14 protein-coding genes and 1 tRNA gene are annotated in these 13,745 nt (G+C 62.4%); 4 read left to right on the top strand and 11 right to left on the bottom strand.

Annotation, left to right across the window (positions count from 1 at the left end; genetic code table 11):
• The 3 genes from VGH98_09345 to VGH98_09335 form a co-directional block, all read right to left on the bottom strand.
• Positions 1-720 (bottom strand): hypothetical protein (locus VGH98_09345; protein HEY2376164.1); only part of this gene is annotated, 720 nt, incomplete at its 3' end.
• A gap of 4 nt (positions 721-724) precedes the next feature.
• Positions 725-1,222, bottom strand: a complete 498-nt coding sequence (locus VGH98_09340) for a hypothetical protein (GenBank protein HEY2376163.1) — start codon at positions 1,220-1,222, stop codon at positions 725-727.
• A gap of 66 nt (positions 1,223-1,288) precedes the next feature.
• A complete protein-coding gene (locus tag VGH98_09335) occupies positions 1,289-1,876 on the bottom strand; it encodes a hypothetical protein (protein ID HEY2376162.1) in 588 nt (195 codons plus the stop codon).
• Positions 1,877-2,469: 593 nt separating this feature from the next.
• Between VGH98_09335 and VGH98_09330 the strand changes: the two genes are divergently transcribed.
• Positions 2,470-3,660: an RtcB family protein gene (locus tag VGH98_09330; protein ID HEY2376161.1), complete on the top strand. Its 1,191-nt coding sequence runs from the start codon at positions 2,470-2,472 to the stop codon at positions 3,658-3,660.
• A 49-nt stretch (positions 3,661-3,709) separates the two neighbouring features.
• Here VGH98_09330 and VGH98_09325 read toward each other — a convergent pair whose 3' ends face one another.
• On the bottom strand, positions 3,710-4,189 hold the full coding sequence (locus VGH98_09325) for a hypothetical protein (protein HEY2376160.1): 480 nt from the start codon (positions 4,187-4,189) through the stop codon (positions 3,710-3,712).
• Between the two features lie 109 nt (positions 4,190-4,298).
• On the opposite strand from VGH98_09325, the gene VGH98_09320 reads away from it, so the two are divergent.
• A complete protein-coding gene (locus tag VGH98_09320) occupies positions 4,299-5,225 on the top strand; it encodes a tetratricopeptide repeat protein (protein ID HEY2376159.1) in 927 nt (308 codons plus the stop codon).
• Positions 5,226-5,227: 2 nt separating this feature from the next.
• On the opposite strand, the gene VGH98_09315 is transcribed toward VGH98_09320, so the two are convergent.
• Positions 5,228-5,641, bottom strand: a complete 414-nt coding sequence (locus VGH98_09315) for a DoxX family protein (GenBank protein ID HEY2376158.1) — start codon at positions 5,639-5,641, stop codon at positions 5,228-5,230.
• 128 nt (positions 5,642-5,769) lie between these two features.
• Here VGH98_09315 and VGH98_09310 point away from each other — a divergent pair.
• Positions 5,770-5,842: transfer RNA gene (locus VGH98_09310), tRNA-Gly, on the top strand.
• A 341-nt stretch (positions 5,843-6,183) separates the two neighbouring features.
• Here VGH98_09310 and VGH98_09305 read toward each other — a convergent pair.
• The 5 genes from VGH98_09305 to VGH98_09285 all read right to left on the bottom strand — a co-directional run bounded on the left by VGH98_09305 (position 6,184) and on the right by VGH98_09285 (position 10,944).
• Complete coding sequence (locus tag VGH98_09305) at positions 6,184-7,383, bottom strand: multicopper oxidase domain-containing protein (protein ID HEY2376157.1); 1,200 nt, start codon at positions 7,381-7,383, stop codon at positions 6,184-6,186.
• A 115-nt stretch (positions 7,384-7,498) separates the two neighbouring features.
• Positions 7,499-7,954 (bottom strand): hypothetical protein, encoded by a 456-nt coding sequence (locus tag VGH98_09300; protein ID HEY2376156.1) that lies wholly within the window; start codon positions 7,952-7,954, stop codon positions 7,499-7,501.
• Between the two features lie 64 nt (positions 7,955-8,018).
• Positions 8,019-8,384, bottom strand: coding sequence for a hypothetical protein (locus VGH98_09295; protein HEY2376155.1), 366 nt, complete (start codon positions 8,382-8,384; stop codon positions 8,019-8,021).
• 296 nt (positions 8,385-8,680) lie between these two features.
• Entirely contained in the window at positions 8,681-9,523 is an 843-nt protein-coding gene (locus tag VGH98_09290) for a phosphosulfolactate synthase (protein HEY2376154.1), read from the bottom strand.
• 26 nt (positions 9,524-9,549) lie between these two features.
• Positions 9,550-10,944 (bottom strand): MmgE/PrpD family protein, encoded by a 1,395-nt coding sequence (locus VGH98_09285; protein ID HEY2376153.1) that lies wholly within the window; start codon positions 10,942-10,944, stop codon positions 9,550-9,552.
• Positions 10,945-11,163: 219 nt separating this feature from the next.
• Here VGH98_09285 and VGH98_09280 point away from each other — a divergent pair, with 219 nt between their 5' ends.
• On the top strand, positions 11,164-11,361 hold the full coding sequence (locus VGH98_09280) for a hypothetical protein (GenBank protein ID HEY2376152.1): 198 nt from the start codon (positions 11,164-11,166) through the stop codon (positions 11,359-11,361).
• Here VGH98_09280 and VGH98_09275 read toward each other — a convergent pair.
• Positions 11,332-13,743, bottom strand: coding sequence for a glycoside hydrolase family 15 protein (locus VGH98_09275; protein ID HEY2376151.1), 2,412 nt, complete (start codon positions 13,741-13,743; stop codon positions 11,332-11,334). The two genes, VGH98_09280 and VGH98_09275, sit on opposite strands and share 30 nt — an antisense overlap.
• Positions 13,744-13,745 lie beyond the last annotated feature (2 nt).

The following is a 13,745-nucleotide window of genomic DNA, read 5'->3' as shown; positions in this document are numbered from 1 at the left end:
CCGCATCGTCAGATGGCCAGGAAACTCGACCGTGCTGTTGTCGGCAATCGACGCGACGACAAAGTTGAGCGCGGGAATCTCGTTATGCGCATTATCGCCGATGACGCCGCCCCACATCGGGTTGACCACTTGCCGATTTGGGAGTACAACCGTTCCCGGCGCCGTGGGATCGAACACCCCGTAATCGCCTGCCTCCATGTCGGCGATGGTGAGCGTTTTTCCTGCTCCCACATAGATGCGCGCCGTGGCAGCGCTGTTCGGTCGGAACCGCGCGTTCAGTACCAGGTTCGAGTTGACGAACACACGCGTGGGTGCTGCGCTGAGATCGAGCTCGTGGAGCCCGCCCGAGGCCACAGCACTCACATCGGCAGCAGCGAGGGCGACCGAATCGTCATTGACACCATCGCCCACGAATCCCGCTTTCGACGTGGTCGCGATGAAGGGGCCGGCCGATCGCAACACGCCCTCGGCTCGCCAATCCGTGCCGTCATAGCGCTCGCGCGAGCCCGTATCGCTGCGCTCGACACGCATGTTGACGATCGGCGCCGGAATCAGCGCGTCGCGCGCCGCCGCACTCGCAACAACCGGAATCACGTTGAACGCGGCGAGCGCCGCGACGACCGTCGCTGGCAGGGCGCCTAACAGGCCACCGAGTTGCGGCAGCGTGTCGAGTTGCGCGTTCGCAGGCGTCGCGCTTTGGCCGAGGTAGGTGGGTGGCATGACGTCAGCCCTCCGCGGCCACGGGAGTCGATTTCGAGGACTCCGCGAGATAGGGCACGCCGTCAGAACTCACCCTCACCGAGAGAGGCGCTCCGTCGGAATTCGAGTCCGCGAGAAAAGGGACGCCGTCGGGATCAACCTTTACCGCGAGGTCGCGCTGCTGCACGAGGAGCGCGATCGCGCGCGCTCGCTCGCGGTGCCAGGCAGCAAGCGCGCGGGTCTCGTCGTCCCAAGTCCCACTTTCGCCGTCAGCGAGAGCAACATTCTCGATCGCATCCGCCCTCTCCAACTCAAAGTCGATGTCACACTGACTCCACTGGTATTCGCCTGCACCGTCGGCGTGGGGGAGATCGGGGAGCTGGGTCTCGCCACGATCGTCGCGGTCCACGAGGTGGAAAAATCCACGAATCGCGTGGCGCACGAGTGCTTGGTTCGTACTCGCGAGGAGTGGCCTGGCGCTATCGGCTGATTTGCCGATGGAGATTGTCAGGAAGCAGGTCATATCCCAAGGAGTCGGGTGATGTGCGGCCCTTCTCTCTATAGGCGTTCGACCCCTAACAAAGCCGCGTTAGGCAGCGAGCTTGCGGAGCACCTTCTCGCGGAGGCGAGACGCGATCACCGATGCCTGCCCGCGACTCCAGCCGTACAAGCGCTCGACGTGAGCGAGCGATCGACATTGCTTCTCCCGAAAGGCTTCGATGAGTTGCCTCTCCTGAGGTGCCGTCGCGATACGCACGAGCTCACGCATTTCACTTTCGCGATCGGTCGGCGCGAACGGTCGCTCAGCGATCGTTAGAAGCTTCTCAAGTTCCGGGTCTGGCGCGCCGCGGTTGGCGATACAGTCGAGCGAGACAAACCGCGCCGAAGGTGGTCCGTAGCCCGCCAAGAGGTCCTCGCGCGCCCGTCGAATCGCGCGGGCGATCAGCCGATGTCGTTGGTGATCCGAGTCGCAGGTCGGGTGCTCGATGGATGCGAGAAAGAGTCCGGTGCGAGCGAAATACTCTTTCGCGGCAGCCACCGAGCCGCCGAATGAGCGAGAGCGTGCCGCCTCCCGCAACGCCATCGGCTCGCCGCCGTAGAGTCGCCAGCGATTGACAACCTCGTCAACACTCAGATCACCGAAGCAGACAGCGCGAGCCGAGGTGCGGCGACTCATACGAGCCACCTCGGCGCGTGCCTATTCGTGTGCCAAATGGAACTGGAGCGTGGCGCATCAAAAGCGATGAGCCTGTCATCTCGGTGGTCGCTTGTGGCCACGTTTGCATTTGGTAGCACTCTCTGCGGCCGATTCGGGCCCTCCACGGGCCATGTCGCGCCTAGTGCCTTGGTTTCGTCTCTCTGAAGCGAGAGTGAGGACTGTGCTAACTTGGCCCGATGCAACGAGTCAGTTGCCAGGCGGTCGTCGGTTCAATCCCGACCGCTGGCTCTCTCTTGAAAAATCATGCGCGCCCCGAGGGGCGCGTTTTTGTTGTCGGCCACGAGACGCCAAGGACTGGTTTCGAGATCGAGGTTCAGGTGCGAGATGGCTCACGGCTCGAGCTCAATCTCGCAGCTCGTTGCTGCCTTCTCGTGGCTCGGAGCTGGGCTCGCCGATGGTGGGTGAGATGCCGGAGTGCCACCTCGAAAAGGCCGGAGCTCATTACTGACGTCTCGCTTCTGGAGCTCGGCCTTCGACGCGGCGAGCCGTGGGAGGTCGCGGAAACCGTTCCCGGAATTCTGCGATGAACCAAAAAGCCTACATTCTCGGACATGATCTTCGGAACACACGACGAGAAAACGCTGGCGCAGCTTGCCGACGTCGCGAGTCGGGCCGAGCGCGTCGCGCTGATGGCCGACGGCCACCTTGGCTACGTCATGCCGATCGGTGGCGTCGCGGCGTATCGGCGCAAGGTGTCCGTCGTCGGCGTCGGGTTCGACATCGCCTGCGGCAACGCGGCGATCCGCACGAACCTCACCCTCGAGCAGTTCACGCCTAACGAGCTCGAACACATCGCCGACGAGATTCAAGGCACGATCAGCTTCGGCATGGGGCGCAACAATCTCGCCGACGACGCGCCGACTGATCATCCTCTCTTCGAGTCGGACGTGTGGGGCGCAATCCCGGCGAAGCCGGACCGCGCCTCGCTCAACGCGAAAGCGCGCAATCAGCTCGGCACTGTCGGGAGCGGAAACCACTACGTCGACATCTTCGCCGACGAGCAGGGTCGCATCTGGATCGGCGTCCACTTCGGGTCGCGCGGTTTCGGTCACGGAGTCGCCTCGGGATTTCTCGCGCTTTCGCAAGGCAAGAAGTGGGGCGAGCGCGTGCCCGAGAAGGAAGCGCTGCTCGCGATCGACGACCCGTTAGGCCACGACTACTGGCACCTCATGAATCTCGCCGGCGAGTACGCGTACGCTGGCCGGGAGTGGGTCGCGCGCAAAGTCGTCTCGATCCTTGGCGGTCGCGAGATGGAGCTGGTTCACAATCATCACAACTTTGCGTGGACCGAGAAGCACGACGGTGAGGAGTACATTGTCGTCCGCAAAGGCGCGACGCCGGCGTTTCCTGGTCAGAAGGGCTTCGTCGGCGGCTCGATGGGCGACGACGCGGTGATTCTCGCCGGTGCGGCCGGCGATAGCGACGAGCAGCGCGGCGCGCTGTACTCGACGGTGCACGGTGCCGGCCGCGTCATGAGTCGCACCGAAGCGCGCGGCAAGGTCAATCGCAAGACCGGCGAGGTGAAATCGCCTGGGAAGGTTTCCTGGGAGATGCTGCGTGAGTGGGTCGGCGGAAAAGGTGTCATTCTGCGCGGCGGCGGCCTCGACGAGAGCCCGCACGCTTATCGCCGGCTCCCCGATGTCCTCGCGGCGCAGGGACCCAGTGTCGAGTTATTACACACGCTCCGCCCGATCATCGTCGTCATGGCGGGCGAGAACGAGCTCGATCCGTACAAGGACTAAAAAAGCGCCGCCGGAGCAATCCGGCGGCGCCTCGCTACGGCAACCACGATCAAAACGCCAACGCGTACCCGGAAAGGTGGATCGTGGTGAATGTGATCTGATGCAACAGCTTGTTATCGATCCCGCCCATGTTCTTGAGCAACTGGTGCGTGTTGGGATCGATGTTCCAGACGCTCAGCGTCTTCTGCTGAACGGTCGAGCTACACCGCGAGTAGTCGATCGTTATCGCGATCTGCTGCTGGAAGAGAAAATGGCCACCGTTCGCGGTGACACCGATCTCCATGAACGAGGAGGCAGGTATCGTGAGGGCGATGTTCGTCGATGAGAGCAGCGCTCCAGCCGGGACCAGAACCGAAGTCCCTCCGATCGAGACAGTACCCCCAAGAACGCCGAGCAGGCTCGAGGTGCTCTGCGTCTGACCGCTTGGGCAGACGGCAAGAGTCGCTTGCGCCGGCGGCGGCCCGAGATGCCAATCGCAGGAAGAGGTGAAGGCCAAGAGGCCCGTCGCAAGGATTGCGGCGAGTTTCATTCTCAACTTCCGCGAGATACCCATCGTTGTGGCCCCTGGAGGTTCGCCCAGCTTTTGCGGTACGGTGGTGCGGGGAAGGGAAGCAAGAACACTTCGTTCGGCAAACGACATGCCCGAGCCTATTGAGCTCATCGATGAGGGCAGGCGCTGCGAGAGCCACGGTGTGCTCGACCGTGCGCTCGAGAGCTACTCTGCGGCGGCGGAGTCATCGAACGATCCCGCGACTGTCGCCGAGGCTCTGACGCATCAATCGCGGGTACATCGGCTCCGATGTGAGTGGGACTGCGCCATCGACGCGGCGCGACGAGCTCAGGCGACTGCTGAAAAGGGCAACCTTGCGATGCTCTTGAGCGACGCGCTGAACGCGGAGGCGCTGGTGCTCCTGTGCCAGGGCCAGTTCGCCGAGGCACTAAGACTGTTCAATCGTATTCTCGACACGACCGACGAGCCGCGTCAGCGAGGCATTGCGTTACAAAACATTGGAACCGTGATGGCGCAACAAGGTCAGCTGGGGACCGCAGAACGCGCGTTCACGGAATCCTTTGGGTGGTTTCGTCATGCCGGATACCGGCTCGGGGAAGCGATGGCGCTCAACAACCATGCGCGCGTCGCCCTCGATCGAGGAAATGCTCAACTCGCGGAACAGCTGCTGGAGCAGGCGCTCGTCGTCGCCCGCGAGGAGGAGTACGCTGACCTGATCGCACTCGCGACGGTGAATCTCGCCGAGGCGCTCGACGCTCGCGGGTTGCACGACAAGGCCGAGGAACAGGCGAGCGTCGCGCTCGGCTACTTCGCGACGAGTGGCAACCGGTGGCGCGAGATCGAGTGTCTTCGGCTGATCGGTGCGATCAACGACCGACTCGGTGATTATCCGAATGCGGAACGGTGCTACCGGCGCGCGCTCGCTATCGCCGAGGAGATCGGCGCTCAGCAGGAGGTCGCTATCGCGCGAGACTGCCTCGCGCGTATCGAGAGCCGTGCGCGGCGGCAACGGCCGCGGACGGAACCGCCACCCGCGCAACAGGCGACGTCCTGAGCTTACTCGTTAGGCTGGCGTCCACTCGGCAGTGAGCGACGCAAGCTCTCGCGTCGCGCCCAGCCGATGGAAAGAGACACAATGCAAAGAATACTCGTGAAGACGACGCGCGGCGTTTCACCGTGCACCGCGTGAGTGGTCGCGGCGCCGATCATGATGACCGCGATCAGCGCGGCGCCGGCTGTAGCAGTGCGCGGGATCAGCAGAGCCGCCACGCCAAGTACCTCTGCGGCGCCAACGACCGGCACGAGCCACGACGGAAGTCCCCAGTGAGCGAACGAGTGCACCCAGCCTCCTTGACCAAGGAGTTTGGGGAGGCCCGCGGCGAAGATCGGGAGAGCGGCGAGCGCGGTTGCAATCCACAGGATCACGGTTCGCCAGGTTGGCGGGGCGGCAGAGGAGGACGTGGTTTCCACTCGTACCTCGGCGAAGTGGGATGTGAGCTCGATGATCGCCGAGGGTAGCGTGGTTCGCGCTCGTGGCCGAAGCGTTTGGGGCGAGCGGGTTTTCGGATTGGCTGAGCGGCGGTAGATTAGAGGACAACGCGGGCGTAATTCAGTTGGTAGAATGCCAGCTTCCCAAGCTGGACGTCGTGGGTTCGAGTCCCATCGCCCGCTCTTTGTAAGCTCTCAGATAAGCACTTACAGAACTGGCCTGCCGATCTCGGCAGGCCTTTTCGCTGCCTCAAACGGTGACCACAATGGTGACCACCTTTCGCGCTTGGGTCACCGTTGAGAGAAGGGTGGTCAAGATGCTGCTGCGATATCATTGGTGGGCGTGCGGTTCGCAGAGGCTCTGCGTCCGATGCTCTCGTTAGGCCTTCTGGGGTACGGCGCAATTGTCATTCGCGCTCTGACCGGTCTCATGGTGATGTTACGGCGCAGAAATGGGCGGCACGGAATGATCGCGCTCAGAACCGCAGAGCTGCGTACATGCGGAGACGTACGCATCCAGCGCGTTACTCGTCCACGACGAGCACCCCGATTGCTCCTTTTTGGCCGTGGCCAAACTGGTGGTTCACGAACGGAAATTCCCCGGCCACGTTCGCGACCAGCTCGAAGATCATCCCACCGCCGGCCGGAACATTGAAGGTTTGCACACCGCGAATGGCGTTCGACGGTGGTGCACCAAGGTAGACGGTGTCGAACTGCGCGCCGACGACGTGAAAGGCGCATGGTACCGTCGGACCGGCATCGACGATATAGAAGCGCACTCGATCGCCCCGCTTCACGCGGATTGGTTCGGACTGATACTGTCCGGGACGGCCGTTGAAGGCGACATAGTCGGGCAGTGCGCTGAGCATCTTTGTGTAGTCGAATGGATGCACACCGTTCGTGGCCGCTCCGAGATAGAACTCGTTCTGCACGAGCACGAACTCTTTCGCCGGCGGCAACCGCGCAGGCGGATCGACGATGATCGCCCCCACCATTCCCGACCCGATGTGCATCAGGACCGGTGAGCTGCCGCAGTGATAGCAGAAGGCGCCCGCATAACGAGGTTGGAACGTGTACGACACCGACTGTCCTTTGAGCACAGACCGGAACGCCGTCTTCGGGTCGATCTGCGCCGCATGAAAGTCCATCGAGTGCGGTACGTCGTGGTCGTTCGTGAGCGTGAACTCGATCGTATCGCCGACGCGGCATCGCACGATCGGTCCTGGCAGACTTCGCTCGAATGTCCACGCCGCAACGACGACATCCGACGAGATCCGTACGGGTTGTTCCTGCGCTCGCCAGTGAATGTGCTGCGTGCGCTCCTTTGGCAGCGGCGGAAGTGTCGGATCGTATCGCTGGTACGTCGCGTTGGTTGCACTCGGCGCTGTCGTCGTCGTGCGGTGCTCCGCGCCGTGCACCGTGTCGAGCCGGCTATCGGGATTGCGGACCCCGCGCACGGGCAGCTGATGAGTCGCCGCAGACTGACCACGCCCACTGCCGTACTGCTCAGTGTCGGAGGCGTTAGGCGCGCCGCGCGAGCAACTAGTGAGGGCGGCACCGACTCCGGGTATCACGAGCCCGAGCGCGGAAAGTCGGGCGAGAAATCCACGGCGGCTCGTTGGTGTATCCGTGGCGTCGCCATCAGTACGCTCGCTACTTGTTGCGTGCCCTGCTTTGGCCGATGGGAATTGCGCGTGCTGCGGAGATTCGGGAACAGAGAGCATGAGAGTGTTTTCCTCGATTGTTCCGGCTTGTAGTGCAGAAAATGGTCCCGCGAGCGCGATCGCAACTCGCTGATGGCAATCGCGACGCCATACACACATTGAGCACCGCGACCGCTCAAAAGCGCTCACCCGCCCGCTCGCGTACGGCGCTGCCTAGCGGTCGGATGCGTGGCCACATCGTGAAAAAGAAAAGCAGCAGCCCCGCTGTCTGCGCGACTCCGCAAATCACAATCAGCCACCGAAGCCAAATCGCCGTAAAGAAAGGTCGCGTGAGCTCACCGATGACTCGTGCGGCTGTACCAATGGTGAGTAGCCAGTAGGCTGCGTCGGCGAGTCGTGGCTTGTAACGCAGATCGCCCTTTTCGGGTCGCGGGAAGAGCCAAAGGGCTACGCCAAGGATCATTTCCATGACGAAGCCGACAAGAAGCGCGTGCGTGTGCGCGCTCGTCTCGAAGGGACTGGCATACACGCCATACAACTCTCGCCTGACGAGCAGCCAAACGCCAATGCCAAGACCGACGCCGAGAAAGCCTATGCCAGTCTTGATATAGCGCCTAACGAGCGTATGCATGCGAGAGTGCGCAGTAAGTACGAACGAGTGTTGATCGTAGCCCGATCGAGCGTTGTTGCGATCGTCATGTTTCCTCTTCGGCTTGATGGAGGAGCGCCACGAGGGAATGCCGTCGCGTGACAATGACGATCGCGATCACCGCGCCGATCACACTTCCGCCGAACAGACGGACCCAGGCGAGCTCACCGAGCCGGCCACTCGAGAATGCGGCCGTCACGAGCGCGAAGGCGAATTCCAGCATGAGAAATCCGAAGCCCACCGCAAAGATTGCACTCGGCGTACGCCCCGCGGTGTGGATGATCGACAGTATGGCCACGCCATATGCCACGTTGAGCAAGTAATGCATCACCGTAAAGCCAGCGATGCCGCCCAGGACGTTGAACGTGAGAAACGGTTCGCCAGCGATCCCATCGATCGCGGCGAGCCACACCCATATACAGGTTGCTACAACTAACCCAAGAACGGTTCCCTCCAGCAATGAGTTGTGCTTGTGAGTCAGGGTAATTGTGGCCAATGGCTGCGCCTCGGCTGTGTCGCGAGGCCGGCGAGTTAGATCATCTGTTGCGTTGACATGTGTCATCTGAGCCTCCTCATGCATGTGGCGTTTCGGTGCGTACGCGCCACAAGAGCATGGTTAGGCGGGGCGGACAGCGGCGACAATGAAGCATTCGTACCGAGCGAAGAAACGCGCGTACCTCGCTCTGTGCCGCGGCTAGTTCACGCTGCTCAGCCCTGGTACGTCACCACACGTCCCCACAGGCTGGCCGTGCCCCAGATTCCCTGACGCAACGCCTCGAGCTGCACGATCTGGCTGTGATCGACGAACAGATTCACTTCCGGACCGTAGTGTTTGACGTACCAGGCAAAGACTTCCGGGTCTGCCGCCTCGAACATGATCCGCTCGAGCCCGAGTGCCTCGATGAGCCGTGCCGGCACGTCGGTCCGCCATGACCGAACATTCTCGGTGATCCCCTCTGATTCGATCATGATCTGGTGAGCACCAGCCTCCAGGAAGCGACGCGCGAGTTGGATCATCCAGCCCACGTCGTGCGTTCCTTCGGCCACCAGCTCATCAGCTGCCGTCGCACCTCCGGCACCAAATTGAATTCCAACCTCCGGCTTCGCTTTGAGCCCAGCTTTCTGTACGCGGTCCATCAGTCGAAGCCAGTCATCAACTGGAATGGTGATGAAGCCGCTCGAGAGCTCGATGATGTCGAACCCGATTGCGCGACAGATGTCGATGTACTGCGCAACGGCGCCACTGCCCTGGGTGAGGACACGCTCGATGAAGCCGCCGGTCGACACGAGAACTCCATGTTCGTGGCACAGCGCAATCAGCTCCTCGAGCGCCGATTTGGGCATCAGCGTGAATGAGCCGCCAGCGAATTTCAACGTATCCACCCACGTGCCCATCGTTTCGAGAATGTCCTGCAGTGCGCGCTTGCCTAACGGCGTATAATACGGACCCCGGATCTCCGTGATCCCGCGAGTGCGAGGTTTCGGTTGCCGGTCGTTCCGCTGCAAGAACTCGAAGGCCTCGGTTCGCCGAGCTTGAGTGATCGTGTCCATGTTGCGTCCTCCTCAGTGTGCTCACCTCAAGCCGACTGGAGCGCCGTCCGACGCGTCGGCATCTTCAGATGGCTCAGTGGGCTGGTGAGCTCGCCGACCGTGATGTGATCCAGGTGATGCACCGCGGCAACGATGTCGGCGCGCACAGTTTGCGAAGCATTAGGTTCGGCAAGTGCCGTGAACTTCGAGACAGCATCCTCCCAGGACTGCGGTCGCGTGCGGAAGCCGGGGTAGTCGGACAACGTGCGTGTGAGGAGGCGCCCGTCGGTCAGCGTCACCGTCACGCGCGACGGCATCTCCTCCGGAAAGCGGGCGGAGAACTCGGCGAGAGGCTGCACGACGACGCGACAGAGGAGCGACTGCACGTCAGCGCGCTGCAAGCGCCGAGGCGCGAACTGCGCGGGCATCACCATGTGATCGAGGAGGGCAACGGCGATCAAGTAGGGAAGGCTATGGTCCGCGTCCTCCTTGCTGAACACGAGCGTCTTGTCGCCCTCTTCTCCGCCACCAATGATGCGGTGAGCAACGTCGAAGACGTCGACCTCGACTTTTTCGATATCGGTCGCTTCGAATCCGTGAGCTTGTTGAAGCTCGAGAGCCGCTTCGATGGCGGTCTGCGAGTGGACCTCGGCGTTGTAACGCTTGATTATCGTGCGTTCAACGCGATCGAGACCCTCCCGGCCCCAGTCGATAGCGAATGGTCCGGTAACGGACTGCATGAAGCCCTTGTTGCCTTCAAATACCTCGGCAGGACCGGTGACGCCCCGTTGCGCGAGGAGCGCGGCCTGCATGGCAGCTGATGCTGCAAAGGGCGCCGCCAGTCCCTTCCAATGTGAAAGCGTTCCGGTGCGCGTCACTCGCAATGCGTTGAGCGCGGTACCGCTGATGGCGACTGCGTTTGCTGTATGGCGGACGTCGAGCGACAACGCGCGCGAGACACCGGCGGCGACGGAGTACGCCAGATGCGTGGTATGGTCGAAGCCGCGGTCACGCACCGGCGCCAAGTCGCTCAACCGGCACTGCACCTGATACGCGACCGCCAGCGCGGTGAGCAGGGTGCCGCCGTCCGTCTTCGCCAATTCCGCAGCCGCGAGTACGGCGGCCAAGTTGTCGGATGGGTGACAGGTCTCGCGCGAGGCGAGATAGCTGTCATTGAAATCGAGGTACCGGACGAGAGCGCCGTTCAAGAGCGTCGCTCGATCCGGGGCACTCCGGCCACCGCCAACGAGCGTACAGGAACCATCGCTCGCAAAGTCCGTGACGAACTGGCGAACATGGCGCACCGGATCGCAACCGAGCGCGCCGATGGCACAGCCTAACGAGTCGAGGATCCGGATCTTGAGGTCCACGCGGCGCGCCGGCAACACACTCTCCGGAGTCGAGCGAACGATGAATTCCGCCATCTCCTCGAGAACCGTCATGCGCGCTACCTCGTGTTGTATCGATGAGGGAAGGTGCTCCCTTGGCACGCACGCCGACAATGAAACGCATGTACCATCGCCGTCGACGGCGGTACCAGCGACAGAACCTCGCGCGGTCGATGGAGTGCGGAACATGGTGGCCAGTCGCAGAGCATTTCGCCGATCGGCCGTCACGCGCCACGAGTCGATAGACTCGCCAAACACCCAGGAGGATGCGTCATGATCGGTTACCTAACGCCATTTGCCGCCCTTGCCGCGATGATTACGAAAGCTTTCACGACCCGGCGCAACCGCGAGAAGTCGGTTCACTGGGTCACCCTTTTTCCGGCCACCGCGCGCGCGACGATTCAACGGTCGGGCCATCCGCAGCGTGATGACGCCGCGTCGTTAGGCCGACGCCGTGTCGATCGCGACTGAGAAATCCTTGCCTTCCCAACGCCCCGGCCCCGTCCAGAAGAAGGTGAACCTGACTGGGGCCGTCTGGTTCGTCGGAACCGGGATGTCGACAAAATCGACGCCGACGCCGATCGCCACGGATGGCGAGTCGCACATGTCTCGCCACTCGTTGGCGGTCCAGCGCAATTTGAATGCGGCGCCGGCGAGAACGCGCAGTGTACCGCCAGGTTGGATTGTGCGAGGGCGTCGATTGAACTTCCACATTTCGTACCGTGCTCGCCCCACCGGATCTGCTTCCTGATATCGTGCGACCACGGAGGGAATTCGGTCGTAGACCGCACCGTCTTTTGTGGAACGCAATAGCTTGATGTACTCGGCGTGCGCCCATACCAGAGGCATCGCGGAGCCGGTCGGCCGTCCGAGGTTCATGTAGAACTCCGGTCGGTTCGGTTCGTCCCAGACTTGTTCGGGAAGCAAGCCTGTGTCTCCTGCGAAGGCCTCCATCGTTCTGATGAAAGGTCGTACATCGCGTCCAGCGGCGAGCTCGTAGTGTCCTCGCTCGGCCGTGAGCAACGGCCAGGCGCGGCCTTTCCCAAAACCGCTGAACGGTGCTCCGTCTTGACGCTCGCCGTATCCGTCATTGTTGTACCGATGCCAACACGGACCAAGCGGCGTGTCGATCTTGAGGACGGCGTCAATCACGCGCAGCGAATCCTCGATGAGTGGGTCATCCGCCGCGCGGATCCCGTAGCGCACCAGGTCGAGAAAGCCGGCATCCACAATATCTTTCGCCGGAAATGCGAAAGTGGCGCCGGGTGGCCGGTTGCGCAGCGCAAGCAGCCCGGCGTTTGGGTTCTCGTTAGGCTCCGAGTCACCCGGATCAACCGGATGGATACGGATATAGTGCCGGCTGACGCCCGGGAGCAGCGAGCCCTCTGTGGTGACCGTCCATGCCTCGACATGCCGCTCGAGAAAGTCGGCGTACGCTTGAATGAACTGCGCAGTCGTATCATCGCCGCGGTCGCTCGCGAACCACGCCGCGCACGTCAGAGCGGCGATGTTGGCCGCGAGGGTGGACGGCGAATACCCGCTGTTCTCCTCCCAACGCTCCTGGGGCGTCACGGGGCCCTCGCGAATGAGATAGCCTGACGCGCGTAGCACCATCGCATAGGGGTCAAAGTTCCGAAGTGCCCGCAGCTGATGCAGTCGCCACGCCAGGATGATGGGAAGCGCGACGGCGTCGAGCTGAATGCCCTGCCAGTAAGGTTCTCCGTCGATCCAGAAGTTCTGATAGAACCCTCCGTCGGAGCGCTGCGCGCAGACCAGATAGATGAGCGCCTGCAACGGTTGCTCGGTGTTTCCCGCGGCGAGAAGACCGATTGCACTCTTCACCATGTCGCGCGTCCAGACGAGATGGTAGCCGCCGAGATCCTCGTCCCCCCTCACTTCGCCCCACGGAATCGAGAGCGACGCGATGGTTGCGCCGGGATACGTCTTGTCCTCGTGGGCGAGTAGCAAGTTATGACTCGCGCGATAGAGCCGGCCGCCGTCCTCGGATACTTCCGCGAGTGGCGCCAGCCCTCGGAAGGCGCGAGTCCACTGTCGTACGAACCGCCGCTTGTGGTCGGCGAAGGCAAAGCCAAGCGATTGGGACAGCGTGGCTACGGCGTGATGGAGCGTCTCGCCGAAGGCGAGTCCAAGCACGAATTCGTGGCCTTTCGTGAGATCCAGTTCCCCCGTCAAAGCGATGTTACCATCCTCGGCGGCGTCGAACTCCCAGTCGAATTGATAGTTATCCGCAAGATCGGTCCACCCATCCGAGCGACCGACGTAGCCGCACGATCGATGAAGGAACGGAAGAGACGCGCCCAGCGCGAGCCATGTCCGGCCCTTATTGGCGACGAGCGTCTCACGCCCCGCCCGCACGGCAACGTACCCGCTGTTCGCCGCTCCGCCGCCTTCGAGATGCGGCGCGAGAAGCGCGAACATCCTGAGCTTCCCTGCAAAACGCGGTTGAGTCTCCAGCCGCGTATGAATCAGGACGCACGGCTGATGCGGGTCGGTGATGATCTGCTTCTGGAGCTGATAACGACTATCGGGATCCATGCTGGTGATTTGCACGCCCAGGCCATGAGGGTCGAGATACTCGACCTTGCTCGTTAAGTGCCGTCGTTCGTCATGGAAGAACGTTGTGCCGTCCGTGATCAGATATTGAAGATCGCGGATCTGCGGTCGATCGACCGTTGGGAAATACACCTCGTTCAGAATGCCGCGCGCGACGGTGAACCACACACGGCTCGAATCGGCATAAGCTGTCCCGACGGCGTCCTTCGCACTGCGTGTCCAGCGGGGCGCGATACCGGGGTGGCCGAATGCTTTTCGCTGGGAAAGCAGAATTGTCACGA

The sequence above is a fragment of the Gemmatimonadaceae bacterium genome (genome assembly GCA_036496605.1).
Classification (GTDB): Bacteria; Gemmatimonadota; Gemmatimonadetes; order Gemmatimonadales; family Gemmatimonadaceae; genus AG2.
Note: the sequence above shows the minus strand (reverse complement) of the source record. Positions and strands in the feature narration are given on the sequence as shown.